Annotated in this window: 25 protein-coding genes and 1 tRNA gene; 17 read left to right on the forward strand and 9 right to left on the reverse strand. The window is 33.2% G+C overall.

The features are described 5' to 3' along the window. The first annotated feature begins 92 nt into the window (after positions 1 to 92). A tRNA-Arg gene (locus tag EV142_RS16185) sits at positions 93 to 166 on the forward strand. A 232-nt stretch (positions 167 to 398) separates the two neighbouring features. On the opposite strand, the gene EV142_RS16190 is transcribed toward EV142_RS16185, so the two are convergent. Next, complete coding sequence (locus tag EV142_RS16190; RefSeq protein WP_132036885.1) at positions 399 to 1,868, reverse strand: T9SS type A sorting domain-containing protein; 1,470 nt, start codon at positions 1,866 to 1,868, stop codon at positions 399 to 401. Positions 1,869 to 2,191: 323 nt separating this feature from the next. On the opposite strand from EV142_RS16190, the gene EV142_RS16195 reads away from it, so the two are divergent. Then, positions 2,192 to 2,596, forward strand: coding sequence for a helix-turn-helix domain-containing protein (locus tag EV142_RS16195; RefSeq protein WP_132036886.1), 405 nt, complete (start codon positions 2,192 to 2,194; stop codon positions 2,594 to 2,596). 78 nt (positions 2,597 to 2,674) lie between these two features. Here EV142_RS16195 and EV142_RS16200 read toward each other — a convergent pair whose 3' ends face one another. Beyond that, positions 2,675 to 3,199: a hypothetical protein gene (locus EV142_RS16200; RefSeq protein ID WP_132036887.1), complete on the reverse strand. Its 525-nt coding sequence runs from the start codon at positions 3,197 to 3,199 to the stop codon at positions 2,675 to 2,677. 713 nt (positions 3,200 to 3,912) lie between these two features. Here EV142_RS16200 and EV142_RS16205 point away from each other — a divergent pair. The 7 genes from EV142_RS16205 (at position 3,913) to EV142_RS16230 (ending at position 10,458) form a co-directional block, all read left to right on the forward strand. Beyond that, positions 3,913 to 5,088, forward strand: coding sequence for an ImmA/IrrE family metallo-endopeptidase (locus EV142_RS16205; RefSeq protein ID WP_132036888.1), 1,176 nt, complete (start codon positions 3,913 to 3,915; stop codon positions 5,086 to 5,088). Between the two features lie 10 nt (positions 5,089 to 5,098). After that, positions 5,099 to 5,590 carry a hypothetical protein gene (locus EV142_RS16210; protein ID WP_132036889.1) on the forward strand — a complete coding sequence of 164 codons (492 nt, stop codon included), beginning with the start codon at positions 5,099 to 5,101 and terminating at the stop codon, positions 5,588 to 5,590. Between the two features lie 164 nt (positions 5,591 to 5,754). Then, positions 5,755 to 6,420, forward strand: a complete 666-nt coding sequence (locus EV142_RS16215) for a hypothetical protein (RefSeq protein WP_132036890.1) — start codon at positions 5,755 to 5,757, stop codon at positions 6,418 to 6,420. Positions 6,421 to 6,574: 154 nt separating this feature from the next. Then, positions 6,575 to 7,165: a hypothetical protein gene (locus EV142_RS16220; protein WP_132036891.1), complete on the forward strand. Its 591-nt coding sequence runs from the start codon at positions 6,575 to 6,577 to the stop codon at positions 7,163 to 7,165. Positions 7,166 to 7,938: 773 nt separating this feature from the next. Next, positions 7,939 to 8,052: a DUF6985 domain-containing protein gene (locus tag EV142_RS24720; RefSeq protein ID WP_371311645.1), complete on the forward strand. Its 114-nt coding sequence runs from the start codon at positions 7,939 to 7,941 to the stop codon at positions 8,050 to 8,052. Between the two features lie 157 nt (positions 8,053 to 8,209). Then, positions 8,210 to 8,719, forward strand: coding sequence for a hypothetical protein (locus tag EV142_RS16225; RefSeq protein ID WP_132036892.1), 510 nt, complete (start codon positions 8,210 to 8,212; stop codon positions 8,717 to 8,719). 128 nt (positions 8,720 to 8,847) lie between these two features. Next, positions 8,848 to 10,458, forward strand: a complete 1,611-nt coding sequence (locus EV142_RS16230) for a serine hydrolase (RefSeq protein WP_132036893.1) — start codon at positions 8,848 to 8,850, stop codon at positions 10,456 to 10,458. A gap of 600 nt (positions 10,459 to 11,058) precedes the next feature. On the opposite strand, the gene EV142_RS16235 is transcribed toward EV142_RS16230, so the two are convergent. Further along, positions 11,059 to 12,558 (reverse strand): hypothetical protein, encoded by a 1,500-nt coding sequence (locus EV142_RS16235; RefSeq protein WP_132036894.1) that lies wholly within the window; start codon positions 12,556 to 12,558, stop codon positions 11,059 to 11,061. A gap of 1,019 nt (positions 12,559 to 13,577) precedes the next feature. Between EV142_RS16235 and EV142_RS16240 the strand changes: the two genes are divergently transcribed. The 8 genes from EV142_RS16240 to EV142_RS16275 all read left to right on the forward strand — a co-directional run bounded on the left by EV142_RS16240 (position 13,578) and on the right by EV142_RS16275 (position 18,944). Further along, positions 13,578 to 14,078, forward strand: a complete 501-nt coding sequence (locus EV142_RS16240) for a hypothetical protein (protein WP_132036895.1) — start codon at positions 13,578 to 13,580, stop codon at positions 14,076 to 14,078. A gap of 31 nt (positions 14,079 to 14,109) precedes the next feature. Then, a complete protein-coding gene (locus EV142_RS16245; RefSeq protein ID WP_132036896.1) occupies positions 14,110 to 14,718 on the forward strand; it encodes a hypothetical protein in 609 nt (202 codons plus the stop codon). 225 nt (positions 14,719 to 14,943) lie between these two features. Further along, on the forward strand, positions 14,944 to 15,516 hold the full coding sequence (locus EV142_RS16250; RefSeq protein ID WP_132036897.1) for a hypothetical protein: 573 nt from the start codon (positions 14,944 to 14,946) through the stop codon (positions 15,514 to 15,516). A gap of 194 nt (positions 15,517 to 15,710) precedes the next feature. After that, positions 15,711 to 16,292: a hypothetical protein gene (locus tag EV142_RS16255; RefSeq protein ID WP_132036898.1), complete on the forward strand. Its 582-nt coding sequence runs from the start codon at positions 15,711 to 15,713 to the stop codon at positions 16,290 to 16,292. 178 nt (positions 16,293 to 16,470) lie between these two features. Then, the gene (locus EV142_RS16260) at positions 16,471 to 16,857 is read left to right on the forward strand and encodes a hypothetical protein (protein WP_132036899.1); all 387 of its coding nucleotides are present in this window, start codon (positions 16,471 to 16,473) and stop codon (positions 16,855 to 16,857) included. 197 nt (positions 16,858 to 17,054) lie between these two features. Further along, positions 17,055 to 18,068 (forward strand): hypothetical protein, encoded by a 1,014-nt coding sequence (locus EV142_RS16265; RefSeq protein WP_132036900.1) that lies wholly within the window; start codon positions 17,055 to 17,057, stop codon positions 18,066 to 18,068. A gap of 27 nt (positions 18,069 to 18,095) precedes the next feature. Then, a complete protein-coding gene (locus EV142_RS16270; RefSeq protein ID WP_132036901.1) occupies positions 18,096 to 18,653 on the forward strand; it encodes a hypothetical protein in 558 nt (185 codons plus the stop codon). Positions 18,654 to 18,683: 30 nt separating this feature from the next. Beyond that, positions 18,684 to 18,944: a hypothetical protein gene (locus tag EV142_RS16275; RefSeq protein ID WP_132036902.1), complete on the forward strand. Its 261-nt coding sequence runs from the start codon at positions 18,684 to 18,686 to the stop codon at positions 18,942 to 18,944. A gap of 153 nt (positions 18,945 to 19,097) precedes the next feature. Here EV142_RS16275 and EV142_RS16280 read toward each other — a convergent pair whose 3' ends face one another. From EV142_RS16280 to EV142_RS16305, 6 genes are all read right to left on the reverse strand, one after another. Beyond that, positions 19,098 to 19,313: a DUF2798 domain-containing protein gene (locus EV142_RS16280; protein WP_132036903.1), complete on the reverse strand. Its 216-nt coding sequence runs from the start codon at positions 19,311 to 19,313 to the stop codon at positions 19,098 to 19,100. Between the two features lie 296 nt (positions 19,314 to 19,609). Then, on the reverse strand, positions 19,610 to 20,029 hold the full coding sequence (locus EV142_RS16285) for an Ohr family peroxiredoxin (RefSeq protein WP_132036904.1): 420 nt from the start codon (positions 20,027 to 20,029) through the stop codon (positions 19,610 to 19,612). Between the two features lie 38 nt (positions 20,030 to 20,067). Beyond that, complete coding sequence (locus tag EV142_RS16290; protein ID WP_238698730.1) at positions 20,068 to 20,427, reverse strand: cupin domain-containing protein; 360 nt, start codon at positions 20,425 to 20,427, stop codon at positions 20,068 to 20,070. 110 nt (positions 20,428 to 20,537) lie between these two features. Continuing rightward, positions 20,538 to 21,836 carry an epoxide hydrolase family protein gene (locus tag EV142_RS16295; RefSeq protein WP_132036906.1) on the reverse strand — a complete coding sequence of 433 codons (1,299 nt, stop codon included), beginning with the start codon at positions 21,834 to 21,836 and terminating at the stop codon, positions 20,538 to 20,540. Between the two features lie 146 nt (positions 21,837 to 21,982). Continuing rightward, a complete protein-coding gene (locus EV142_RS16300; protein ID WP_132036907.1) occupies positions 21,983 to 22,984 on the reverse strand; it encodes a nitrilase-related carbon-nitrogen hydrolase in 1,002 nt (333 codons plus the stop codon). A 352-nt stretch (positions 22,985 to 23,336) separates the two neighbouring features. Continuing rightward, on the reverse strand, positions 23,337 to 24,305 hold the full coding sequence (locus EV142_RS16305) for an LLM class oxidoreductase (RefSeq protein WP_132036908.1): 969 nt from the start codon (positions 24,303 to 24,305) through the stop codon (positions 23,337 to 23,339). Positions 24,306 to 24,373 lie beyond the last annotated feature (68 nt).

Consider the following 24,373-nt stretch of genomic DNA (forward strand, 5'->3'; position numbering starts at 1 on the left):
TTTCCCTTGTTTATCTCACATTTATCTCTATCTTTGCACCCGCAAACAGCGTTCACCAAAGCTACGAAAATTAGCTTAATGAAAAAAAAAAAGGCCTCGTGGCGCAACTGAATAGCGCACTTGATTACGGCTCAAGAGGTTACTGGTTTGAATCCAGTCGAGGTCACAAAACTACAATCCCATTCGCCGCGGCGAATGGGATTTTTTTTATGCTTTTTCTTTACCTTTTAGTATATTATTTTTACTATTTTGCTTTTAGGATATTTTATGTATTATCGCTTTCAACGTAAGCGTTCATGATCCAGAAACTCACGCCAGCGGGGGCTAAAATTATAAAGATAAAGTTATTCCCAAACGCGAAAGCCCCGTGATCTTTTAATACTAGCTTTTAATTACGGTTATTTTACAATAATCTGTTTAGTAGCTTTTCCTTTATTGGTAATTACCTCAAAAAAATATATTCCTTTTGCTAAAGAATTGACAGTAATAACAGTTTTCTTTTCTGTTTTCACCAATTGTCCAAAAGTGTTGTAAATATTTACTTTTTCTAATTTTAAATCTTCCTGCAAGCTAATAGTAACAACTTCTGAAGCTGGATTAGGAAAAACCGAAAATTTAGCCAATACAAAACTATCTGAACTCAAAACAGCTGCCAGAGCAGCTGACAAATCATATACCCGAACGGATCCTGAATATACACCATTTCCATCATTATATGGAGCTCCGATAGCTAAAACAGATCCATTACCGGAAAGAGAAACATTAAAACCACTTTGATCATAAGCCGCTTCACCATTTATATCTATTCCTACTTTAGTCCAGATACCTGACACATTTTTATATATACGAACTGATCCTGAATGATTATTTCCATCAGCTCCAATAACCAGAATACTTCCATCACCAGAAATAGAAATACTTCTACCACTAAAATCATCAGTGGTTACTCCATTAATATCAGTACCTATCTGTGTCCATGTATCAGATATATTTTTAAATACACGTACTGAACCTGAACCTGAACCATTTGCACCATTAAATATTGATCCAATAGCTAAAATAGTACCATTGCTGGAAAGGGAAATACTCCAGCCACTGTTATCACCATTCGCTTCTCCTTCTATATCTACTCCTATTTGTGTCCAAGTCCCTGAAATATTTTTAAACACCCGCACTACACCTTTTCCTGAACCACTTACAACTCCATGCTCTGATGGAAGGCCAATAGCAACAATACCTCCATCACCAGAAAGGGAAACATTATTCCCCAGAGCAGGATAAGTTGCAACTCCGTATATGTCTGCTCCTATTTGCGTCCAGGTACCCGAAATATTTTTATATACATATACTGTTCCTGAAGCATACCCCCTTTTGGTATTACCTTCAGCTCCAATAGCTAAAATACTGCCATCACTAGAAAGAGAAACACTTTTACCACTATAATTAGCAGCGGCTTCTCCATCAATATCAGCACCTATTTTTGTCCAGGTACCAGATCTATTTTCATACACACGTACTGAGCCCGAATATCTGCCATTTCCACCATTATATAGGGCTCCAATAGCTAAAACAGATCCATTGCTGGAAAGAGAAACACTGCAGCCACTTTGATCATTGGCAGCTTCTCCATCTATATCTAATCCAATTTGTGTCCAGGTTCCAGATACATTCTTATACACCCGAACTGAACCCGAATTGGTACCATTTCCATCATTAAAAGGAGCTCCAATAGCCAGAGTAGTCCCATCACTGGAAAGGGAAACACTGGAACTATTATCATTAGCAGCTTCTCCAGGAATAGCTACTCCAATTTGTGATTGTCCGATACTCAATAAAGGAAGTAAAATAAAAAGTAAAACTTTTTTCATAATTAAATCTGATTTTTTAACAAAAATATACTTTCCAATTAAGTAAAAAAAATATTAAATCAATTTATTGCGGTTATGTCGCATACGTGTATTTCCCTGCAAGATAACGGTTTACTATTCCTCACAAAGTCAGGAAAAGAAAAATGAAAAACAGTTTCGCAGCGTACAGATTCTTTCACCTTCCATTTTTTTTGCTATTCGGAAAACGGATATAATATCTGACAAAAAAGGATGTTTTACTGGATATTTTTTTATCTTTGAAATTCAGGATTTTTAATCAAAATCGCTTTATCTTTGAGCCTTTAGAAAAATTGATACGCATTATGGAACAGAAAATACATCAGGGAAAAAACGTAAAACGTTTCAGAGAAATGCTTAACATAAAGCAGGAAGCATTAGCTTATGATCTGGGCGCAGACTGGAACCAAAAGAAAATTTCGATGCTGGAGCAAAAAGATGTAATTGAAGACAGCCTGCTGAAACAAATTTCAGCTGTATTAAAAATTCCTGTGGAAGCTTTTCAGAATTTTGATGAGGAGCAGGCGATAAATATTATTTCTAATACATTTGGCGATAATAGTATTGGATATCAGAGAAATGATAATCCTACTTTTAATCCTATAGATCAAGTGCTAAAGATGCACGAAGAAAAAATTGCGTTGTACGAGCGTATGTTGAAAGAGAAAGATGAAATGATGGCAAGGCTTGAAAAATTAATCAATAAATAATTATTTATAAAGATATTATTTTATTCAAATATATAATGGTCACATTTTTTAGTTGATAAGCTGTGAACGGTAAAATGTTTACTTACTCAACAACCGTTGTCTCAATACCGTTTCTTTCTGCTGCAGTACGAGTAGTTTTATAGTGTATTGCTCTTGTACCAGTAGGCTGTTTTTCTGCAGGACGTTTTGGGCGGTACTTTTTATACCCGGCAATAGTTCTTGCTGCCCTTTTCCGATTTGCTGTCCTTTGGCAATCAGGGCATCAGTAAGCTTTACCGCATTTTGAGCCGACTGGTATCTTTTTTTGCACCTCTCGAGCTCATCTGCTGCAACGCGTTGGTTGCGTTGGTTAATAATGATCTCCTCTTCTATGTATTGTTTTATTTGTTCCTGCTCTTCCTTTAGGACAGCAGCATCTGGTTCTTCGGTATCAGACTCTTTTAAAAGAGTAAGCATTTCGGTCAATTTGAGTAGCGCTGCTGTAGGCAAACTACGCCTTCCGGTCAGAAACAGCGCCCAATGAACGCGATTCACCTCTAATAACAAAGCCATTTCTTCCTGGGGTATTCCTAATAGCGCTCCAAGATTTTCTTCTTTTTTCATTCTTCTGCTTTTTGGTTACTCTATTTTATCTAATGAAACAAATTTAGCTTATTTTTTATTTGTTTCAAAACCTAGAACAAATTTTTATTATTTTATTTTTGTTCCGATTTTAGAAACGAAATATTTTTTTAATTATTTTGTTTCAGCTAAAAAAGTCACCTGTGCAGCCGATGTTATGTTTTGTTTTATGAGCATAAAAAGGTGAGTGTCCGGCAAAAGCAAGGATCTGTAAAAAAATACAACCCGTATGGGTGGAGATTTTTTGACAAGACCTGAAAGGCTTGGCCTTGCCTTTGGGATAAGGACACTGAGTTAACTTTGCTCGTGAAATAAAACAAAAGCATACAGGGTCTTGTATAAAAAGTAAAAGGGAAGTAATTGGGATACTGGAGATAACAGTATTAAAGGAAGAAAAGAAGCGGGCTTTGGAATGAATTCAACACCTAAAAAGATTTGGTTACTATTCTTATATTCACTTAAAAAAGCTTACTTATGACCTAAAGCCAACTACAAAAAATTTGCATTGATGCCATTTTATGGGAGATCTAAATTAGTTGATAGCAATGCTATCATTACGAATGAAAATCATTGCTAGAACAAAAATTTTTATCTTTTATATATGCTTAAAAAATCATAAAAGGTAAATTTACCTCTGTTTTTTGATTTATTTAAAACATTTTACTATATTTGCGGTATATTTACCTCAAACTATTATGATAGACGATATTTTAAATAAAAGCTTCCAATATAACGGTCCATCTCTTGAAGAATTATTAAAAGAGAAACTTGATGAATCTGGGTTAACTAAAACTCAATTTGAAAAATTATCAGGAATGGAAAGAAGAAGTTTAGACGCTATACTTGATAAAACATCCAAACAGACTGATATTATCAAGCTATTAAAACTTGCTGAATTTTTAGAAATAGATTTTAATGAGGCTCTAATTGTCCATTTTAAAGACAGACCTGTTGAGGAAATAAAAGAACTTCAATCTTCAATGGACATCACCTTTATAAATAAATTCTTTGACCTTAAAACTTTAATAAGTTTAGGATTTATTAATAAAAACGATTCTTTGGAAATACTAAAAGAAAGGATCTGTAAATTCTTTGATATCAGTAGTATTTATGAATATGAAAGAGAATTAAACGAAGCTTTTTATAGTAGAACAAAGAAAACATTTAGTGACAAAATGAAAGATTTTTGGATTAAATCAAGCTATAAATATTTTGAATTAATCGATAACCCGAATGAGTATAAAAGACAGAATCTTATTGATCTGATTCCTAAAATTAAACCCTATACACAAAATACTGAAACAGGTTTACTAACTGTTTTCCAAGCCTTGTTTAACATCGGAATTACAATTGTATTCCAGCCTTCTTTACCTAAAAATCAAATTCGTGGAGCGACATTTCTAATCAATGACAGACCTTGTATCGTAATTACAGATTTCAATAAAAATTATGCTACAATTTGGTTTGCCCTAATTCACGAACTTCACCACGTTTTATTTGACCTGGAAACAATTGAAAAAACAAAATATCATTTATCTGGTGAACCAGATTTGTTTTTAATTCAAGAAGATAAAGCAAATGAATTTGCTTCCGAATACTTAATATCATCAGAGAAAATGAGATACATTGAAAAGATGATTCACAATAAATTTATGGTAGAAAAATTTGCAAAGGAATGCCAGATCCATCCTTGCATAATTTATTCACAATATCAATGGAGGCAATCTGAAAAAGGAAATGATTATTGGGGCGCTTTTAAAGAATATTTCCCAAACATAAAAGGTATAACAAAAAAATTGAATGTTTCAAATTGGGATAATGAGTCAATAAAAGAAACAGCAATAAAAATAAAACAATTATTAACAGTATAAAATCATAATAATGAGCGACAAAAAAACCAATATAAACAAGGTCGAACGAAAGCTTTCCAAAGAAGATGTGGAAAGGTTAGACATATTACAAAAATCTGAAGAGGTAAAAGGTGAACAACTTTCGATTAATTTGGATTCTGAACTTGTTATAGAAAATCAGGCCGAACAATTACTTGGACAGAAAATAGATGACCCTGTACAAAAGTTTCAATTATATTATCAGGGACTATCAAAACTTGTAAAAGACAGCTTACCAAAAGGTAAATCTTTTGAAGACGTAAGAAGAATTGTTTATGATGAAAAGAACATTCTTATTAATCGAGGCGCAAAAAAAGATGAAAAAGGAATTAGAGGAAGCGATGGTAGAATGGCTTACGTAGAAGATTTAGAAGAAGCTATTAAAATAGTTGCAGATTGGACAATCAATAAAGGAACACCAGCTGAACTTTTTATGGCATTTTGGGATAAAAATGAAGAATTAGGATACGGACATCAAGACTAAATAAAAAGCACAGCCACCAACACACACTACAAGCAATTTGGGTATTAGGCTTAATTTGAAATTAGTTTTGTATTTGGAAGATTTGACAAATCCGAAAGATAACGCTAATTTAATCCCAAACTGCTTGTAGCGCGAGAACGTTGTGTACCATTATAACAAAAATTATGTCAGAAGAAAACAAAGAACACATAGGAGAAGACGAAAAGGCTGCCACAGATATAAATCAGGATGCAGAAATTCAAAAGAGTAAAAGAAAAATTGATATTGCTCTTTTGATTTCAATTCTTGCTTTAGTAACAAGTGTTGCTCAACTTATAATAACCTCTCCATATTTTCTTGATATTTATAATCAGCCAGATATTGAAGTTGAAGAAGGAGAAAATATGATGACTGGTACACCTCACGTTTCAACAAACTATCAGATTTTCAACAATAGTAACAAAACTGCAACTAACTTAATCCTAGCAATAGACGTTTATGATATTAGTAGCTTACATTTCATTCCAGAAAACAGTTTCAAACTAGTTGACTCTCTTGACGGAGATTATTTTTTTAAAAAAAGATATTTTTTTTCTAAGGACAAGCTTGTTCCTAATGAAAGGATATCTCTTTCAATATCTAATCATATAGACACAATTGCTAAAAAAGTTAAAGCTGACACCCTAAAACCATTTTGGGAATATAATTGTCAAGACCTAGTTCCACATATCGCAGAATTAAAAAGTGACTTAGGATTTTCTAAAATTAAAAGAAAGGACAAGTACATTATTTATAATTACACGATACAAAAAGTAGGCGAATATAAACTTAAAGGTAAACCGATAAAATAACGGCACACAACAGCGGTTTAATGAAATTGGGGTTTGGGTGTTTAATCGAAGGAGCTTTTTGTATATTTGGCTTCAGTCTTTTCGGAATGGTTCGGGAACAAAATTCCCAATTTCATAAAGCCCCGGGACGTTATGCCTAATTTAACAACCAACTATGAAAATAACAACTTCAATATTCATAATACTATTTTTTTTTGGTTGTCAAAAATCATATGAAAAAGAAGAAGTCAAAGCAATTGAAGACATTACAAATGATTATCTTAAAAAAAATCATTTAGACAAATATTATTTAAATCCACCAGATTTTTTTGGAAAACCAACACCTAAAGCAAATATTGACAAACTTGATTTTAAAGTATATTTATCAGATGCTTTAATGCCTATAAACCAAATACGAGAAGACAATAAGTGGATGTTTAAAAATAATGATTTTATCAAATCTGATTCAATCATTTTTTATGGCATTATGAATTCAAAAAAATTTAAAGATCTTGAATATCGTGAATATGATAAATCAAAAATAAAGCTTATAAAACCATATAAACAATTTAACGAAGATGCTAAGCCAGAAGATGATTATTCAAAAATACTTTTTTCTAGAGTTTGCTTCGATGAGAAAATGGAAAATGGAATTGTAGTAATAAATTATTTAATTGGAAATGAAAGCGGATATACAAATGGTTATAATATGGCTTTGCTTATAAAAAAGAAGAATAATAAATGGAGCTATGTAAGCATAAAATAAATTAGGCATAACAGCTACAACGGATTTGGGCAATAGGCTTAATGGAAAATTAGTTTTGTATTTGGGATGATTTACTTCGCCTGTTCGCTGTCGGACGCTTGATCTGTTTCGCTATCGCTCAGGAAGAAAATCCAAGAATAGAGCTTAATTTAGTTACAACCCTCTATAAATGCCAGAACAGATTGTGGAGAGTTTCAAAAAATGCAAATGGGTTCCCCACTCTAGCCTCGATAGCAGTGGAAATCCTATTGTGCCGGGGTTCGGCACAAAAGATTGAAACGTATAGCGGGAATAGCTCCTAAAAAATAATATTAAATCTAAAAACTGAGTCTTTTAAAAAATCGACAGTACTAATTTAATTCAAAAAATAAAACGAAAAATTCCCATACAACCAAAAATTACGACAAGGACCACCGTAATTCTCAAAACCAAATCAAAGACCCAAAAAGCACAGCAGAAAACAGCAGCCGCTATGACCCGGAGAACCCTTGCTGTGCGAAGTCTCCCGACTTCGTACCCGTTGCTACATTCCGTTCCAATTTTTTTTCATTCTTTTTGTGGATCACTGGAGCTGGTACGAAGTCGGGAGACTTCGCACAGCGATCAGCATATTTTATAAATAAAGAACACTTCGCATAGCTGAGTTACGAAGTCGGGAGACTTCGCACAACGATCAGCATAATTTATAAATAAACAACACTTTGCAGAGCTGGGGACTTCGCACAGCGATCAGCATATTTTATAAATAAACAACACTTTGCAGAGCTGGCAAAATAAATGAAGGATATTTTGGAATTTGTTTTATATGTACATTTGAAGATGAACACGGACTCGGAATAGAATTAAGAAACTATAAAGTAAATAAAGTTGGAGGATCAGATATCTGATTTAGTTTACATTCGGATAACTAAAAGCCAGCCAGCAACACACGTTTCTATACATTTTAGTGGAATTACCGTTTTTATCGTATTTTCGTTCAGCCGAAAATATTCGTTTTCATAACTTGTAAACGTCTAGAATCGCGAGAACTTTTTAACAAACAAAATGATAAACTCTGGAAAATATAGTGAATACTATTGGATTGAAATAGTATCTGATAGTTATAATATGGATTCTCTTATTTTACTGTTTCCTGAATTTATTATTGATAAATATCTTTCTATTGTTTCATTCGATAGCGACTCGTTCGTACCAACTGATGATGAATTACAAAGAGGTTGGGTTTACGAAGATGAAATCGCTTATTTCGACAAAGTAACTGCATTTGAATTATCACAAAACTCCCTTTTTGATATTTATGACCAATGGTTGCTTTTTGATACTAAGCAGAGATTTAAATCAATGGATATTTTTGTTAATTATAGTGGCTTTTCAATCGACTTAAACGAATCTCGGGAAATGCTTACATTAAAGGATACCGAAAGATTTTGGAATCAGATTGAGAAAATAAAACCACAGAAGTTTATTCTAAATGGAGACAAACTAATTTTTGGAACAAATAACCGCATGGAATTTGAAAAAGTAAAAGCCAGTTGCCAACAATTGTTAGCTTAGCCTGTGCGCTGAATTTTGCTTGAAAATTCAGTTAGGAATTTTTATTTGTAATCTTTTATTATAAATTTACGCAACTGTCAAAGGGCAAACCGTTAGTTAGAATTCAATAAAAAATCAAAAAAAAAAATATGAAATCAATTCAATCAATCACTTTTATTTTATTATTTATAACACAATTAGGTTTTGCACAAAGTAAGAAAGAAAAATTAGAACAACTTTTTGAATTTTACAATCAACAAAATCTATTTAACGGTTCTGTTTTTATTTCTGAAAAAGGAGAAACTTTACTAAATAAAGGTTATGGATTATCAAATGTAGAGTTAAAAAAGGAAAATAACGCTAACAGTATTTTTCAAATATATTCCATTACAAAAACTTTTACAGCAACGGTAATTTTAAAATTAGTAGAAGAAAAAAAACTTTCATTACAGGATAAACTTTCAAAGTTCTATCCGGATTATCCCGATGCAAGTGCTATTTCAATTGAAAGTTTGTTAACCCATACCTCTGGAGTATATGACTATACCAGAGGAAATGATATGAAAGACCAAACGGAAAAATCATTTATTGAATTTCAAAAAACAAAACCTTTGGATTTTCCAGTTGGAACTGACTGGAGTTATTCTAACTCGGGATATTATTTTCTAGGTTATATAATTCAAAAAGTTATTGGAATAAGTTACGAAAAAGCAGTGGAAAAATACATATTTAAACCATTGAAAATGAAGCAAAGTGGTTTTGCTTTTAAAAATCTAAAAAGTAAAAATAAAGTCACTGGCTATGAGATTTTTTCTGAAAAAGAACAAAAACCATCGATTGTTTATGATCCGCCTATGCCTTTTGCAGCTGGCGGAATATACTCAACTGTTGAAGATTTAAACAAATATTATAATGGACTAAAAAATTACAAAATTATCTCCAAAAAAACTTTAGAAAAAGCATATACACCTTTCAAAAACAATTATGGTTATGGTTGGATCACAAAGAAAATGTTTGGAAAAATGACAGTTGGTCATAGTGGTTATGGGGCTGGTTTTTGTAGCAATTTTGTTCAAATTCCCGAAGATGATATCTGCATTATACTGCTTACAAATACAGAAAGAGGTTTAGACACGGCCACTTATGCTATTATGAAAACTTTGTATAATTTGTATAATAAAGATTATAAAATTCCAATTGTAGCCAACATAAGCTCAGAAACTTTAAAGCAATATGCGGGAACTTATCAGGTAGAAAACAATTTTGTAGTTTACCTTACAATTGAAAACAATAAATTAAAATTGCAAAGTGGAAACGGGCCCACAACTATTCTATATCCTGTAAAAGAAAATTTATTTTATGCTGAAGAATTAATGGGTGATGTAATTTTTGAAAGAAACGAGACTTCACAAATAGAGTCATTAAATTTTCATGTAGGAAAAGAACTAAAAAAAGCAAAAAAAATATTTCCTTCCTGGGGAATTGTAGGAACTGCCACGGAAAAAGGCTGGGAAGGTCCTGATGCAAAACTTTTTGAAACTGAAACAAAAGGAATCTGGACAATTAAAAATGTGACTTTAAAAACAGGAGAGCTTAAATTTCGTTTTAATGACGATTGGACTTTAAATTTTGGAAAAGATAGGAGCGACGGAATAATGCCAAAAGGAAATAGTATAGAAATTTTAGCAGGCGTTTATGATATTATTTTGGACATAACTGATTACGAAAAACCAAAATACAAAATTTTCAAGAAAAGTTAAAAAAACAGCCTGCAACAGCTAAGGGATTCGTTGCCGTGCGCAGCACGAACAATGAAGCCCTTGTTGAACGGAACCGCTGAGATTCCGCAACTATGGGTTTTTCGATAAATGAGTTATAAGAATTACAAGAGGCTATTGCGCCTCTTTTTTTTTGGAAGTAGTTTCTACTTGGTTTTTTAGTGTTTTCTATCACTTTTAAGCATAAGTTCCCTTACCCCGCTCTCCGAAGTGTTCTTCTTTACGCTGGGCAAATGTCTGTGACTTTGCGCCATTTTAACAAATATAATTGAAAAAAGAGATTTCATAAAGTCTCTGACTTTAAAACTAATTTTCTTAGAATATTTTTCCTGAATGTAAAAAATCCAAGATAATAATAAGAACTAAACGTAAAAAGTCGGGAGACTTTTATCAGGTTTATAATTTCTAAGAAACAAAAAAATTACACAAAGTCAGCCCCGAAGGCTTTCGGGATTGCGCAGCTTTTCATGAGAACACTTCGAAGAGCGGGTTTTTTGTAATACAGATATACTTTTTTCGGATATACAAAAAAAGCCGGAAGAAAAAATCTTCCGACCATGACTACCAGATTGGGAGCTTTTTTTATTCTTTAAATAAAAGAACTTTGTAATATTCTTTGTTATCAGTTTCTACCAACCATATTCCCTGATCAGAAAAAATGGTTTCAAAATAAACTGCATTTCCCTTACTTGGAATAGTTTTTAAATAGCTATCCATCGTTGGACTAAGATCCATCGCAACAAATGAAACAGGTGAAAATGCTTTATTCTTCAAACCTTCTTTGTCATATGTATTATTAACAAACGCCCTCGTTCTAGCAAAACTTGTCGTATTATTATAATTTACTCTATTCATTTTTAATACATTACCAGAAGTTTTATCAATGACAGCATAATTAGAAAACTCAGTAGCTTCATTTACAGAATTAGTAAAAAGAAGTTTTCCATTGTATCCAAATAAATTAAGCTTGAAGCTCAAACCACAACATACATCTTCAAAATATTTATCTTTGAGTGGATTAATAGATTCCCATATTTTATTTCCGTCTTTATCAAACTTAAAAATATAAAATCCAACAGGGTCAAAACCTTTATGAATTTTAGATTTTTTGTTGGTATAGATTCCATACACATACATATCACCATTATTAGAATCTTCGTAATAATTATTGACTGCCTGTACATCCCAAACAAAATTGTCAACATAACCAGCACCACAGGAAGATAAAACAAAAAAGTTGTCCTTTAAATTTAATTTCAGCGCTACATCCTTTATCTTCTTACCTTGAATATCATAAGTAGTTTTATAAATAGTAGTTTCATTTTGTTCTGTTGAAAGTGATTTTGTGACCATATCAAAAGTATCATTCGCTTTTAGCCGACAACTAAAAGTCACTCCATGCATTGATTCTATTAATGAATTTCCTTTTAACAAATCTAATTTAGGAGTTTCTAATTTTACTCTGTTTTTTTGGTTGGATTTTAAATCAAAAACCTCTAAATAAAGTTCATCTTTCTCAAAATTAATCTTGTCCTTACCTTTCTGATTTGTAAAACCCAAATCATAAAAATCATTAAAAGAACTAAAAAAAAGGCTATTAAAAAAAAGACGATCAAAAGACTCCCAAGCTCTAGCTGTAAAATTATTATTACTATTTATAAATCCAAAATAATTGCTGTTACTATTTTTAATGTCATCCTTCTTAATACTACCATTATAAACATTATCTAAATAATATTTTAGATCTGATTTAGTTGATATTTTATCTCCTCCATAGGCTTTAAAAGAATTTTCAGTTACCGAAAATGTACAATTGGCTAATTTTTCACTTTCAAACAAAGTAGATTTAGTGCCGTTTTCATCAAAACTATAAGCAGATTTTGTCATAAAAAAGATGGTTTCATAATCCACAACACCTATAGGCAATGTTTCCCCTTTAAAAATTACAAACTTTTTTGAGTTAGGAAGATATCTAAATCCCGTAGGCTCATTTTTCTTTTCATACTGTTCCTCAACAATAACAGTTTGCGCAGACAAATAAGTAGAAGTAAATAAGGAAAGACAAAGTAGTATTCTTTTCATAAATTTTGTTTTGGATTAAAATTTAAGCCAAATGTAGAATAAAATTTAACAGAGAAAATCATGTAGAGAAATTAATAAGTACTTAATCTCATTATATTATTCGTATTTTTAAAAATTAATAAAATCTAAATTAATATCACCATGAACACCATTTAGTATTTGGATTCTTCATTTTTATGTCTTCATTTTTTACCGTAAAACAACAATCATCTGTTGTAATCGAAAGATTTGGTAAGGCTAGTGCCAGTATCCGGATTCGAAATAGGTAATTTGCTTTATTCGTTCCCCCTTCCCTATTTCTGTTGCTGTCGTTGATGGCTATTGAAAATTCGCATTTTTATTTTTTACTCTTTTTTTGAAATTTTATTCGGCAATGAGAGCAGGTGCTTTTTTGTTTCATTAGGGCCGTTTTCAATATTTCAAGGTTCATTTCTGACATTTTTTTATTCGTCTAAAGAGCCGCAGTATGCTATGTTTTGTTTCATGAGTATAAAAAAGTGAGTGTCCGGCAAAAGCAAGGCTCTGCTTAAAAATACAACCCGGACGGGTGGAGATTTTTTGGCAGGACCTGAAAGACCACAGCCTTGCTATGGCGTTAAGAACACGGAGTTACCTTTGCTCCTGAAATAAGACAAAAGCATACGGGATTTTGATCAGAAAAGATAAAGGGAAGCAATTGACATACTGTGGATAACAGCAGTCAGGAAGAAAAAACAGGCAACCCCGGGGATGAATTCCAAAAGATGGCCCTGCAAGTTAAAGGCCGCTGCATCTTAGCTCTGCAGAAAAATACTTTAAAAAGCTACAGGCAATTAGCTGATTTTCAAATATAGTAAAAACCGCAGGAGGACAAGTACAATAACTGATTCACAGTGCTTCACAATTAAGAGATTTGGCATATTATTCTTATATTCGCTTAAAAAATCTTGCGAAGTGCATAAAGCCAAACTAAAAAAAGTCCTATTGGTGCCATTTTATGGCTGTTATAAATTAATTAGTAGCCATTTTAAACTCAAGAAATGAGAATCAACTTAGCAAGAATTGTATTATTTACTTTCATCCTAAATGCACAATTTCTTTGCGCGCAGAATGATAATTTTGACATAGGGAAATTAAAGAATGAAGATAAGCAACTCCTCAGTGAGTATTGGATTAATTTTAAAAACGCTGTAAACACAAAAGATAAAGTCGCACTTTCTTCTTTAATAAAGTTCCCTCTAATTTGCGATTATTGCCAAGGGGTTGGATCAAAACAACTTAATGTAAAAATTTTAAAAAACCAATTTGAGAAAAAGTATTTTGAAATTTTTCTTGACCCCAAATTAATTAAACGAATAAATAATACTCAAGATATATTTTCAATTTTGATAGAGACTTGCGATGCTACAGGAAAAAAATGTATTTTAAATTTCGGATATGGTTCAATAGAGCCTTCTAAAATTTCAGAAGGTCGACAACACTTCTTTTCTTTAGAAAAAATAAAGAATAAATATTATATAACATCAGCGTGGACAATATAAAAAAAGGCTACTAACAAACGTTACAAGCAATTTGGGCAATTGGCTTAATGGGAAATGGTTTTGTATTTGGGAAGATTTACTTCGTCTATTCGCTTTGCTCGGGTGGCAAATCCGAAAACAGGGCTTAATTGCTCCCAAACCCGCTGTAGTACCAAGAGGTTATGCGTCATGTTGGACTAACTATAATAAAGAAATAAAAATAGAAATGACTAACGGAAATACTCTATTAATTGCATTTGGAATTGTAATTCTGAATATTATTATAGACCATCTATTCGCTCCAATAGGATTGATATTGACTCCTATAATTTTAATCATAGTTTCATTTCTAATAGCTTTCCAGACCTATAAAATTAAACCTATATGGAAAAGCATTTTGACTTTTGGACTTGTCGCATTACATGATATTGGAATAAAATTATATGGTGGAGGTTCTCATGATATTGAAGGACAATTATGGGTTCACATGTTATTGTTCATTGGATTGTTTCCGACATTTGGAATTTTACTGACATCAATTTTACGAGATGGAAATGAAAGTGTTTTAAATTTAGTTATTTCCGCACTAATCTTTCCAATACTTATTTTTACTTATCTTCATTTTTTTAGTGAACTTGGAATTGGAAGACACTATTGGTAAGATTGGAATAAATAAAAACATGACGCATAACAGCCACTACCACGGATTTGGGCAATAGGCTTAATAGAAAATTGGTTTTGCATTTGGGATGATTTACTTCGTCTATTCGCTTTGCTCGGGTGGCAAATCCGAAAATAGGGCTTAATTTAGTACCAAACCCGCTGCAGTACCAAGACGTTCGCAGCTATTGTGAAAAAAACTTAATTCGAACAAGAACTGATTTATATGAAATCATTAAAATTACTAATCTTCGTTTTCTTAACTATTTTATCATTTAACATTTTAAATGCGCAACAGAATGTAAAACTTAATTTTAAAAGAATTGAACTAGCATATTATGAAGTAAATGGAAACCCATCAAAAATTAACGTTACAGATTATGCACAAATAAATGAATACGGAATTGTTACTGTTCATTTAAATGGTAACAATGGATTAAAATTTTACCGGTACCAATTATCAAATGAACTTATGAGCCAAATTAATTCACTAATGATTGGTAAAGATTCTTTAAAAAAACAATTGGTTAAAACTAAAATGGCCCCTGGAAAACATTATGCGGGAGGTTATAATTTTATTGCTTTCGACAATGAACAATTGTGTTTTGTAGAACCATATATGTCAAAAGCATTTAATCTTATTTTTAATCAATTAGAAGATATAATATTAAAACAATCTGAAAATACAGAAATTGATAATCCAAAATTCAGACTTAAAGAAATAGAAAAGCGAGTTCTGATTGAACATAAAAAATCTAATTATTTACCAAAAATTGGTCGGCCACCAAGTATGAAATAATAAAACATCTGGTAACAGCTACAGCAACGGATGTGTGCAATTGGCTTAATGGGAAGCTGGCTTTCTAAATGATTGGCAAATAATAAGCATGGGGCTTAATTTAGTCCAAACCAGCAGTAGCACGAGAACGTTAGGCGTCAGTTTACTGCAACAGAGTACCAAAAAAAATAGAAATTTACAAACTTTAAATAAAAATGTTATTAAGGTTTAAGGAGCAAATTATTGAAGATTTTCTAATTCCCTCATTTACTTTAAACGAGGGCGAAATTGTTATTATTGAAATTCCTAACGGTGTTGAATTTCAAAAAATCTCATTAAGATTAATTGAAATTATAACCGAATTATGTTCAGAGATCAAGTATGCAGAACATTTTAAAGAAAATTCATTTTTAAATAAATTGTTTCCAGTAACAATTGGTGGATATTTAAAAGGATGCAATGAAAATTCAATTTACAAGAATAAAATATACGAGATTGAATGGATTAAGCCTAAAATCAAAGTTAATTCAATTGCGGGCAGATATAGAAGATTGCTATCATTGTATAAAACATTGACATTTACAAAAAACATTATAATAGATTTAGTTGGTGTTGACCCGTTTGGAGGCGTTGAAATTTTTAAAATATTAAAACAAAACCGAACGGAAAATGGGAGCGTAATTTTATTTGACTCCTGCAATGAATTTGAAAAAGATTGCACAAATTTCATTAGAGCAAAATACATGGGAACTGATGAAAAATATAAGGATTATAACGAAACGATGGCTGATAAATAAAAAACCGAACGCATAACAACGGATTTGGCAACTAGCTTGATTTGAAGTTGGTTTTGTATCAGAAAGATTTAGCAAATCCGAAAATGGGGCTTAATTTAGTACCAAACCCGCTGCAGTACCAGAACCTTACCAGCAATTGTAACGCAGAATCAAGAATCTAACGCAATTTTTAATCAATATGCAATTAAACATCCATAAAACTAAAATAGTAGTTTGTATTGCTATATTTGCTTTGTTAATTTCAAATTGCAGCAGAAAAACTGATTCAGAAAACCAAATTACTATAAAAATAAACTCAATTGATAGTAAGTCTAAACAACGCAGAGTTAATTTGTTCGACACTGTAGAAGTTAGGAAGGAAAAATTTGGTTACTTAACAAAAACTTTTCCTGTAGAAAAAAAATATATAATGGATTCTATGGGTTCTGTTAAAATTAAAATTGATACTACTAAACTATACAAAATCTTTGTTTTAGGATTTAAGGCATTTGGACCAGAAATGTATTACCCAGGATATTTAAAAGATGGTCAAGAAATAAATATTGAAGTTATATCCCTTGAATAAAGGTAAAAACTATAATAAAAGAAAAATCTAAAAACAACTGCTGGTGACAGCCGTTTGGCAAGATTGGGATTTTAGGCTTAATGGAAAGTTGGTTGTGCATTTGGGAAATTTGTGTTTAACCGAATAATCTCGCATCTTTTATTCCCCAACCTCACCAAGCGCCAAAACGTCTGCAGATATTAAAAAAAAAAAACGAAATGAAAAAAATGAAAATAACAATTATAATATTATTGTATAGTTGTTTAATGAACGCTCAACTTAGCTTTGAAGATAGAATGTCTATATTTTTTAAAGCCGAAAGCGAAAAAATCAATAAAGAAAATTTAAGTGATATTTATGATGCTATTTATGATATGACCTTGGAATTTAATTCAATAAACAAAACAAAATATGTAACCGAATCATTAAAAGAAAATAAAATTTATAATAAAACTCTACTCTCTGGGTCAATAACTGAAAAAGGTTTAATGTCTTTTAAGCAAAATGCAACTTTGGAACTGGAAAAAGATTCCTTACAAAATTTTATTGTCCTAAAATCAAGTTTGTCAATATATATGGAAGAAGCAGATGGAGTGAATAGTGTGTCAATATCGATTAAAGAGAATAAACTTTTAGATAAAAATAAAAGTAAAGTTAGAATTAATAAAAATCATATCGCAAATTTCGGAACCTTAAGAGATTACACAAAAGTAAATGAAGTTGAAAAAGAACAAACATATAAAACTATTGAAATCAAAAACAGCATAGGCAGTAAAACAGGGCCGTTAATTGGAAGTGTAGTCTACGATGTAAAAATCTTAACTGATTATCCAAGTATAAAACTTAGCAAAACCGATTTTGGAAAATCTTTCTTATTAAATAATAAAAAGATTACATTAATAAATGCAACGAACAATATTATAATTGTTGACGGGATTACGATAGATGAAAATTTTGATATTACTGCAATAAATTTGGATAAAAAGGAAAACGTTATAAAAAGTCCATCCACTGGAAAATATCCAATTTATAAAGACATATATGATATCTATAATAAAAATTCAAACATAACAAAAGAGGAATTAAAAAAAGAATTACCGTTAGAGAAATTACAAAAAATGAAAGTGAATGGCTTTTATTATGCCATTGTCAATGATTTCCCGTTTAAAAATAATTTTATTTTATTTTCTCGAGTTTACGGAATTTCAAAAGATATTGAAGTAAAAATGTAAATAACAGCCAACAGTGGCACCAATCATATGAAGACAGAACAACACATAAAACTCGGACGACAAACCGCACTCATTTCATTCCTGCTCGGGACTGCTATTTTTGGACTTTACTTCTTTACTTCTTCCTTTGAACTGCTTTCTCTTGGCTATGGTTTTATCGCACTGGCAGGTTTGATAAATCTTGGAGTTTTAATTTCAATTTTATTTAAAGCCAGTAAAGACAAAGACAATAGAACAAAATTATTTACGGCTTGCGGACTTATGCTGCTCAATATTCCTCTAATGTTTTTTTACTGCTGGGCAGCTATAATTTTGCTGGGCACAATGAGAATTACTTTCACAAACCCGACACCAACAACTTTGACAAACATAAATGTCGTTGGTTGCGGCGGCGGACACATTGACAAATTAGAAAGTGGAGAAAGTGAAACGGTTTGGGTTGACATAACCGGTGATTGTTCAATAGGCATTGACTATTTATCCAACGGACAAAAGAAAGAAGAAAGTGTTGCCAGCTATGTGACAAGCAATATGGGACAGAAAATGAAACATAATATTGGCGGAAAAAACGAAGAACAATTTTGATAACAAAGTTAAAAAATGAAGTAATTATTTATGAAAGACTTTAATCCTGATGAATTTCCCAGAAACTTAAGTGATAACGAAATTGAAATATTATCTCAACTAGTTATTAAAAATCCAATATCAGATGTATGGAAGCAGATTGCCAGTAAACTAACTTCTGAACAAAAAGTAAGAATTAATAAAAAAATTAATAGTAAAAAATATTCTGAATCAGAAAAGCTGCCCTCATTCAATAAAAAAGCGATGGATGATGAAGAATGGAAAAGGTTAACGTACTATATAATTTTTTAACCAAAGTAACGGCCTGTAAAGCCGCTTAAAAAACAGTGATACGCAAAAAGCTGCCACAAAAAAACGAATAATAAAGAGGAATCTTTAAAATGTTTCTGTCGGCAGATCAATAATATAGGCAAATGTTTTACCAAGAATGGCAAGTCCAGAATCTTACTTTTTTGGGAACAAATAGTCTACAAATCTCTTCACTTTCGGACCAAAAAATAGAATCGTCGGAACAATGATCGTAAAGGCAGTCATCCATGATCTACACCATTTGCTAAAGAAATTTTCGCTAAAGCCTGCATTAGTGCTGATTATTATAAATGAAATAAGACCTGTAGAAATAAAGCCCATAATAAAAGCGGCAGCTATTTTCTGTTTCATTTTTGTTTAATTATTTGTTAATGTATTGATAGAAAAAATGGTCTTGCTTTCTGTCTTAGCTACCACAACCACATATATTATCTATCCGGCCTTTTTATAAAAATCGTTTAAACTTCTCAAATGGCAGTTGTCGGCACAGAGATTCTTGGCAGGTAATTCTGAAGATCTTCTTCCGCAGCAAGTAGAAGAAGTCTCTGGCTTTATATAACAGCCAAGAAAGTTCAATACTGTAATGCTTTAAATAAAATTGATTCCAATACCCTTAACAGGCACCGGAACCAATTTATACGAAAATCTTAGATAAGATTATACTCCGTCTTAACGTTACCTTTGATAGCTTTAGAATAAGGACAGGTCAAACTAGCCCCTTCTATAACTTTTTGAGCTACTTCGCGGTCGATACCCGGTAAGCTGATATTCAAACGGGCTTTCAATTCATAGCCGTCATCGGTTAACACTAAATCAATCTCAGTGTCTACATAGTGATCAGCAGGTAATTTAATTTCTAAATTACTGGCAGCTTTACCCATTGCGCCAATAAAGCAAGCTGACCATCCAGCTGCAAATAATTGTTCAGGATTAGTACCTGGTCTGTTACTTCCCGGCGATGAAAGAATGATGTCTAATTCACCATCAGAACTTTTAGATGTACCTGTTCTTCCGCCTGTTGTTTTTGTAAATGCTGTGTAAAGCACTTTTTCATTGTTTGTTTCCATTTTGAAATTTATTTAAATTAATTTTTATTTTATACGTTTTATTGTTTTTTCATAACCAAAAGTGGTCTGCCCTTTTCGACAATATAAGTAGCCAGTTCGGAACCTTTAACCTTGCCCACATTTTTAGCGGCATGGTTCTTTCCTGCCGGAATAAAGAGTACGTCTCCGGCATGGAGAATTACCGGCTGTTCACCTTCGATTTCATACTCCAGAGAACCATCCAGCACATAAATGATCTCTTCACCCGGATGTGAATGCATTCCGAAAGCGGAACCAGCTTCAAAGTCAACGCGTACCTGAATAGACTCGTGTCCTGAAACACTAAGATCATGACGTTGCAGGTCTGTACGATGTATTCCCGACTGCTGTACTAAGGCATTGCCTGGGAACAGGAGCACTACCAGCCCCATGATAATACTTACAAGAAGTATATTTTTTTTTCTCTTTTCCATAATTTTTTATTTTTTATTTGAAAAGGGCAACCAATGTGCATTGCCCTTCGTAAGGATTAACGCAGTGATTTAAAGGCAGCACGCAATTCTTGTGTGAATAATTGCGGTTGTTCCCAGGCAGCAAAATGCCCACCTCTGTCAACTTCATTAAAATAGATTAGATTTTTGTAAGCTTTACGTGCCCAGCTTTCAGGTGATGCATAAACATCTTCTGGAAATGTGGTAACAGCTACCGGAATGGTAATCTTATCAGACTGCATTGATCCAGCACTAATAAGGTTTATTTTTTGACTCTCCCAATAAATTCTTGAAGCAGATGCCGCTGAATTGGTAAGCCAGTATAGCGAAATGTCGTCAAGTACATCATCTTTGCTTAGCGATTGTTTAGCATCGTTTCCGTATGCCCAAGTAGCAAAACCAGGATGCAAAAGAAGCCATGCAGCAAGACCCGCAGGTGAATCAGTCAAGCCATAACTCACGCCTTGTGGACGGGCTTCCATAGTAGATTTATAGATAAATCCACCACTTACAATCGCATTTCTCAGTTGCGTAAAAGAAGCACGTTCCTTGGCAGTAAACGTTTCAGGCACTACACCTGTTCCCAATGCCATCCCAGCTTCATTTGGCAAAGTAGCAGGTAAATTACTATGAATAGCTTGTAATCCTGTCGGTGCTTGCAGAGCCATAAAATGGACTATAGCTGCTCCCCAATCACCACCTTGAGCTACATATTGCTTGTAACCCAATCGCTTCATCAATACGTCCCATGCTTTTGCAATATGTGGTGTATCCCAACCTGCTTGAGCTGGCTTTCCTGAGAATCCAAAACCTGGCAAAGAAGGTATGATTACATCAAAAGCATCTTCAGCTTTTCCTCCATAAGCAGTTGGGTTGGTTAACGGATCGATAACTTTCATAAATTCAAATACTGATCCGGGCCATCCATGGCTTAAGATAAGCGGCATGGCATTTTTATTTTTCGACTTAACATGGATGAAGTGAATATCCACCCCGTCAATTTTAGTAATAAATTGTGGATAAGCATTTAGTTTTGCTTCCGCTTTTCTCCAATCGTACTTGGTACCCCAGTAGTGTACCAAATCCTGCAATTTAGAAAGCTGCGCCCCTTGTGACTGGTCTGCAACAGTTTCTTTACTAGGCCATTTTGTAGCCAATACACGTTCACGCAAATCTTTTAAATCGGCATTTGAGATTGCTACTGTATAAGGACGGATAGCCTCATCATTTTTTACATCCATTTTTTTTAACCCTCCTTGTGCTGAAGCAGCTGTCAATTGTAAAGCTAACACTCCTGTCCAAAATGCACGAGTGATAATCGTTGTTGAATTTTTCATTGTTTTTATTTTTAACTTTTTACTCTTTGTTTTTACTCTCTATTCTTTGTTCTTTGTTCTTTGTTCTTTGTTCTTTGTTCTTTGCTCTTTGTTCTTTGTTCTTTGTTCTTTGTTCTTTGTTTTTACTCTTTACTATTTATTCCAAATTACTCTGCTGAAAATTGATCCGCAATTAGACCTGATTGATTATATACCTTACGTTCGTGCACATGGGCAGTCGGTGTGCGGTCAATCAACAAACTCAATAATTCAGGTCTGCTGTAGTGTCCACTGGCATCCATTAATCTTTTGCGCGCATCTATTTGGGCAAAATCAATATCAGCAATCACTTCGCCTTCTCCCGATTTAATTGGCTCACCAATAAGTTGTCCGTCAGGCCCTACTATAGCAGTAAAACATCCTCCTGAAATTGGTCCAATAGGTGCTCCTGTATCTTTTGCAATTTGAGCTTGCTGCTCAGCATCAAGCCAGCCGGTGGCACAAACAACAAAACAGGCAGATTCTAATGCGTGTTGACGTACATTAACTTCAGTTTGCTCACTGAACAAGGGACCGAAAATAGACCCTGGATACATAGCCGAATGAATTTGTTCCCCATCAGCAATCAGCGCATAACGGAATAATGGATTATAATGCTCCCAACAAGCCAGCTGACCAATACGCCCAACAGCGCTTTCTGTAGCACGTAATCCCGAAGCGTCACCCTGTCCCCAAAGCATTTTCTCATGATAAGTTGGTGTCAGCTTTCGGCGTCTTTGAATCAAAGTGCCGTCAGCATCAAAAAGGAGTTGCGTATTATAAATAGTACCTCCATCGCGCTCATTGACACCAATAGATACAACCATGTTAGTTTCTCTGGCTGCTTCTCCTATCGCATCAGTCGCGGCAGATGGAACTGTCACCGATTGCTCTAATAGTTGTTGGTGTTCTTTCCCCATCATATAAGGTGCCTGTACAAAGGAGAAATAAGGATAATAAGGCACTATGGTTTCTGGAAAAGTGGCAAATTGAACCCCTTTCTTCCCTAACTCAAGGATCTTGTTTACTACCTTTTGAACAGTCTCTTCACGACTATATAAAACCGGGCTGATTTGTACAGCAGCAACTTTTATGACTTTAGTTGTTTCTGAATTTTTATTATTTTTCATTGTGTCTTTTTTTTTAATAATCAATTTTATTATGGATCAAAATTAGTACGATACCAAATTTTATGCTACCAAGAAATTGGTGAACAGGACAAAATAAGGGGTGAAATAGACAATGCTGAAAGCGAAATATTTTAAATAGTATTCAGTAGAAAAAAATTCTACCGCCTTGATGAAGTCCCTGTTTTTCTCTGTTTTTAAAATGATCAAACAGTCTTTAAAAAAATACTTTCTCCTTTTCAATACAGTATATCTCTTTAGCTACAATCTTGTTTCAAAAGCTTTGCAACTATTTTCATTGCTGTGCCACTGCCATTAATTCCAGTCATCATAACAACCGCATCCTCAAGGATCTCTATCTAAACTGAGGTACTATATATTCACCAAATTCCTGAATCATTTCATGTGCGGGACGAAGTGTGGGTTTAGGATTAAGTACAGCATGGGACAGACCTCCCTTTTGCTGTTGATTCCAAAAGTCAATTAGAGCTTTTCGACCTCCGCCCAGGTAATTAGGACCAAAGGTTAAAGGATCTTCCGGATTCTCTGAAAGGTCAAAGAAGTGAGCATATCCATAAGGCTTATAAATACCATTATTAGCCTCATTCCAATGTTTCATTCGTAAAGAAATATGCCTTGCGGGTTCCCCATGCCATATCCATCCATCCATGTTTTCTCCGATCCATTCCACGGTCTGCCCTGCCCTGCCTATGGCAATTGTTGGTATATGATTTACAAGAGGCTTAGGAATAAGGTCTAGTGAACCGTTGAGATTACCATAATATTCCGAAGTATAGCTGGGGAAGCTTTCCTCGGTCAAACTTCGAATAATTCCCCTTGCCTCACGATATCGCTCAGCACGATTCTCAAAATTGCTTCCAAAAGCCGGATATTCACCTTGGCGATCTCCCGATGAAAGCCCTAAAATAAAACGCCCTCCTGATAATTGATCCAGTGTTGCTGCTTGTTTGGCGACAATTATTGGATCTCGCAACGGCAATACAATACCGGCGGTACCAATTGCAATGCGTTTTGTCATTCCTGCTAACAATCCTCCATAAACCATCGGATCATATACTTGTCCTGCATCACCAAATGCAGGATCTAAAAAAGGAACATCTCTTAACCATATTGCGTCTATTCCACTTTCATCAGCTTGACGGACTACTTTTTCAAAAATGCTCATATTGGGTATAGGTCCATTTGGATATCCCGCTATCGGCGCAATAAAACCAAAAGTCAGTTTGTTGGGCTGAAACACTTGTGAATATCCTTTATGCATTTTTAAAGCACTTTGAATATTATTTTTTTCTCTATTTTCCATTTTAAATTTTTATTTTACCTGAACGGATATTTTATTACAACCGAGTATATACTTGTCCTTCTATTTTA

The sequence above is a fragment of the Flavobacterium circumlabens genome, assembly GCF_004345565.1.
Classification (GTDB): Bacteria; Bacteroidota; Bacteroidia; order Flavobacteriales; family Flavobacteriaceae; genus Flavobacterium; species Flavobacterium circumlabens.

Coding starts and splice junctions, on each gene's coding strand:
- EV142_RS16190 (WP_132036885.1), bottom strand. CDS start 1,868: ATGAAAAAAGTTTTACTTTTTATTTTACTTCCTTTATTGAGTATCGGA.
- EV142_RS16195 (WP_132036886.1), top strand. CDS start 2,192: ATGGAACAGAAAATACATCAGGGAAAAAACGTAAAACGTTTCAGAGAA.
- EV142_RS16200 (WP_132036887.1), bottom strand. CDS start 3,199: ATGAAAAAAGAAGAAAATCTTGGAGCGCTATTAGGAATACCCCAGGAA.
- EV142_RS16205 (WP_132036888.1), top strand. CDS start 3,913: ATGATAGACGATATTTTAAATAAAAGCTTCCAATATAACGGTCCATCT.
- EV142_RS16210 (WP_132036889.1), top strand. CDS start 5,099: ATGAGCGACAAAAAAACCAATATAAACAAGGTCGAACGAAAGCTTTCC.
- EV142_RS16215 (WP_132036890.1), top strand. CDS start 5,755: ATGTCAGAAGAAAACAAAGAACACATAGGAGAAGACGAAAAGGCTGCC.
- EV142_RS16220 (WP_132036891.1), top strand. CDS start 6,575: ATGAAAATAACAACTTCAATATTCATAATACTATTTTTTTTTGGTTGT.
- EV142_RS16225 (WP_132036892.1), top strand. CDS start 8,210: ATGATAAACTCTGGAAAATATAGTGAATACTATTGGATTGAAATAGTA.
- EV142_RS16230 (WP_132036893.1), top strand. CDS start 8,848: ATGAAATCAATTCAATCAATCACTTTTATTTTATTATTTATAACACAA.
- EV142_RS16235 (WP_132036894.1), bottom strand. CDS start 12,558: ATGAAAAGAATACTACTTTGTCTTTCCTTATTTACTTCTACTTATTTG.
- EV142_RS16240 (WP_132036895.1), top strand. CDS start 13,578: ATGAGAATCAACTTAGCAAGAATTGTATTATTTACTTTCATCCTAAAT.
- EV142_RS16250 (WP_132036897.1), top strand. CDS start 14,944: ATGAAATCATTAAAATTACTAATCTTCGTTTTCTTAACTATTTTATCA.
- EV142_RS16255 (WP_132036898.1), top strand. CDS start 15,711: ATGTTATTAAGGTTTAAGGAGCAAATTATTGAAGATTTTCTAATTCCC.
- EV142_RS16260 (WP_132036899.1), top strand. CDS start 16,471: ATGCAATTAAACATCCATAAAACTAAAATAGTAGTTTGTATTGCTATA.
- EV142_RS16265 (WP_132036900.1), top strand. CDS start 17,055: ATGAAAAAAATGAAAATAACAATTATAATATTATTGTATAGTTGTTTA.
- EV142_RS16270 (WP_132036901.1), top strand. CDS start 18,096: ATGAAGACAGAACAACACATAAAACTCGGACGACAAACCGCACTCATT.
- EV142_RS16275 (WP_132036902.1), top strand. CDS start 18,684: ATGAAAGACTTTAATCCTGATGAATTTCCCAGAAACTTAAGTGATAAC.
- EV142_RS16280 (WP_132036903.1), bottom strand. CDS start 19,313: ATGAAACAGAAAATAGCTGCCGCTTTTATTATGGGCTTTATTTCTACA.
- EV142_RS16285 (WP_132036904.1), bottom strand. CDS start 20,029: ATGGAAACAAACAATGAAAAAGTGCTTTACACAGCATTTACAAAAACA.
- EV142_RS16295 (WP_132036906.1), bottom strand. CDS start 21,836: ATGAAAAATTCAACAACGATTATCACTCGTGCATTTTGGACAGGAGTG.
- EV142_RS16300 (WP_132036907.1), bottom strand. CDS start 22,984: ATGAAAAATAATAAAAATTCAGAAACAACTAAAGTCATAAAAGTTGCT.
- EV142_RS16305 (WP_132036908.1), bottom strand. CDS start 24,305: ATGGAAAATAGAGAAAAAAATAATATTCAAAGTGCTTTAAAAATGCAT.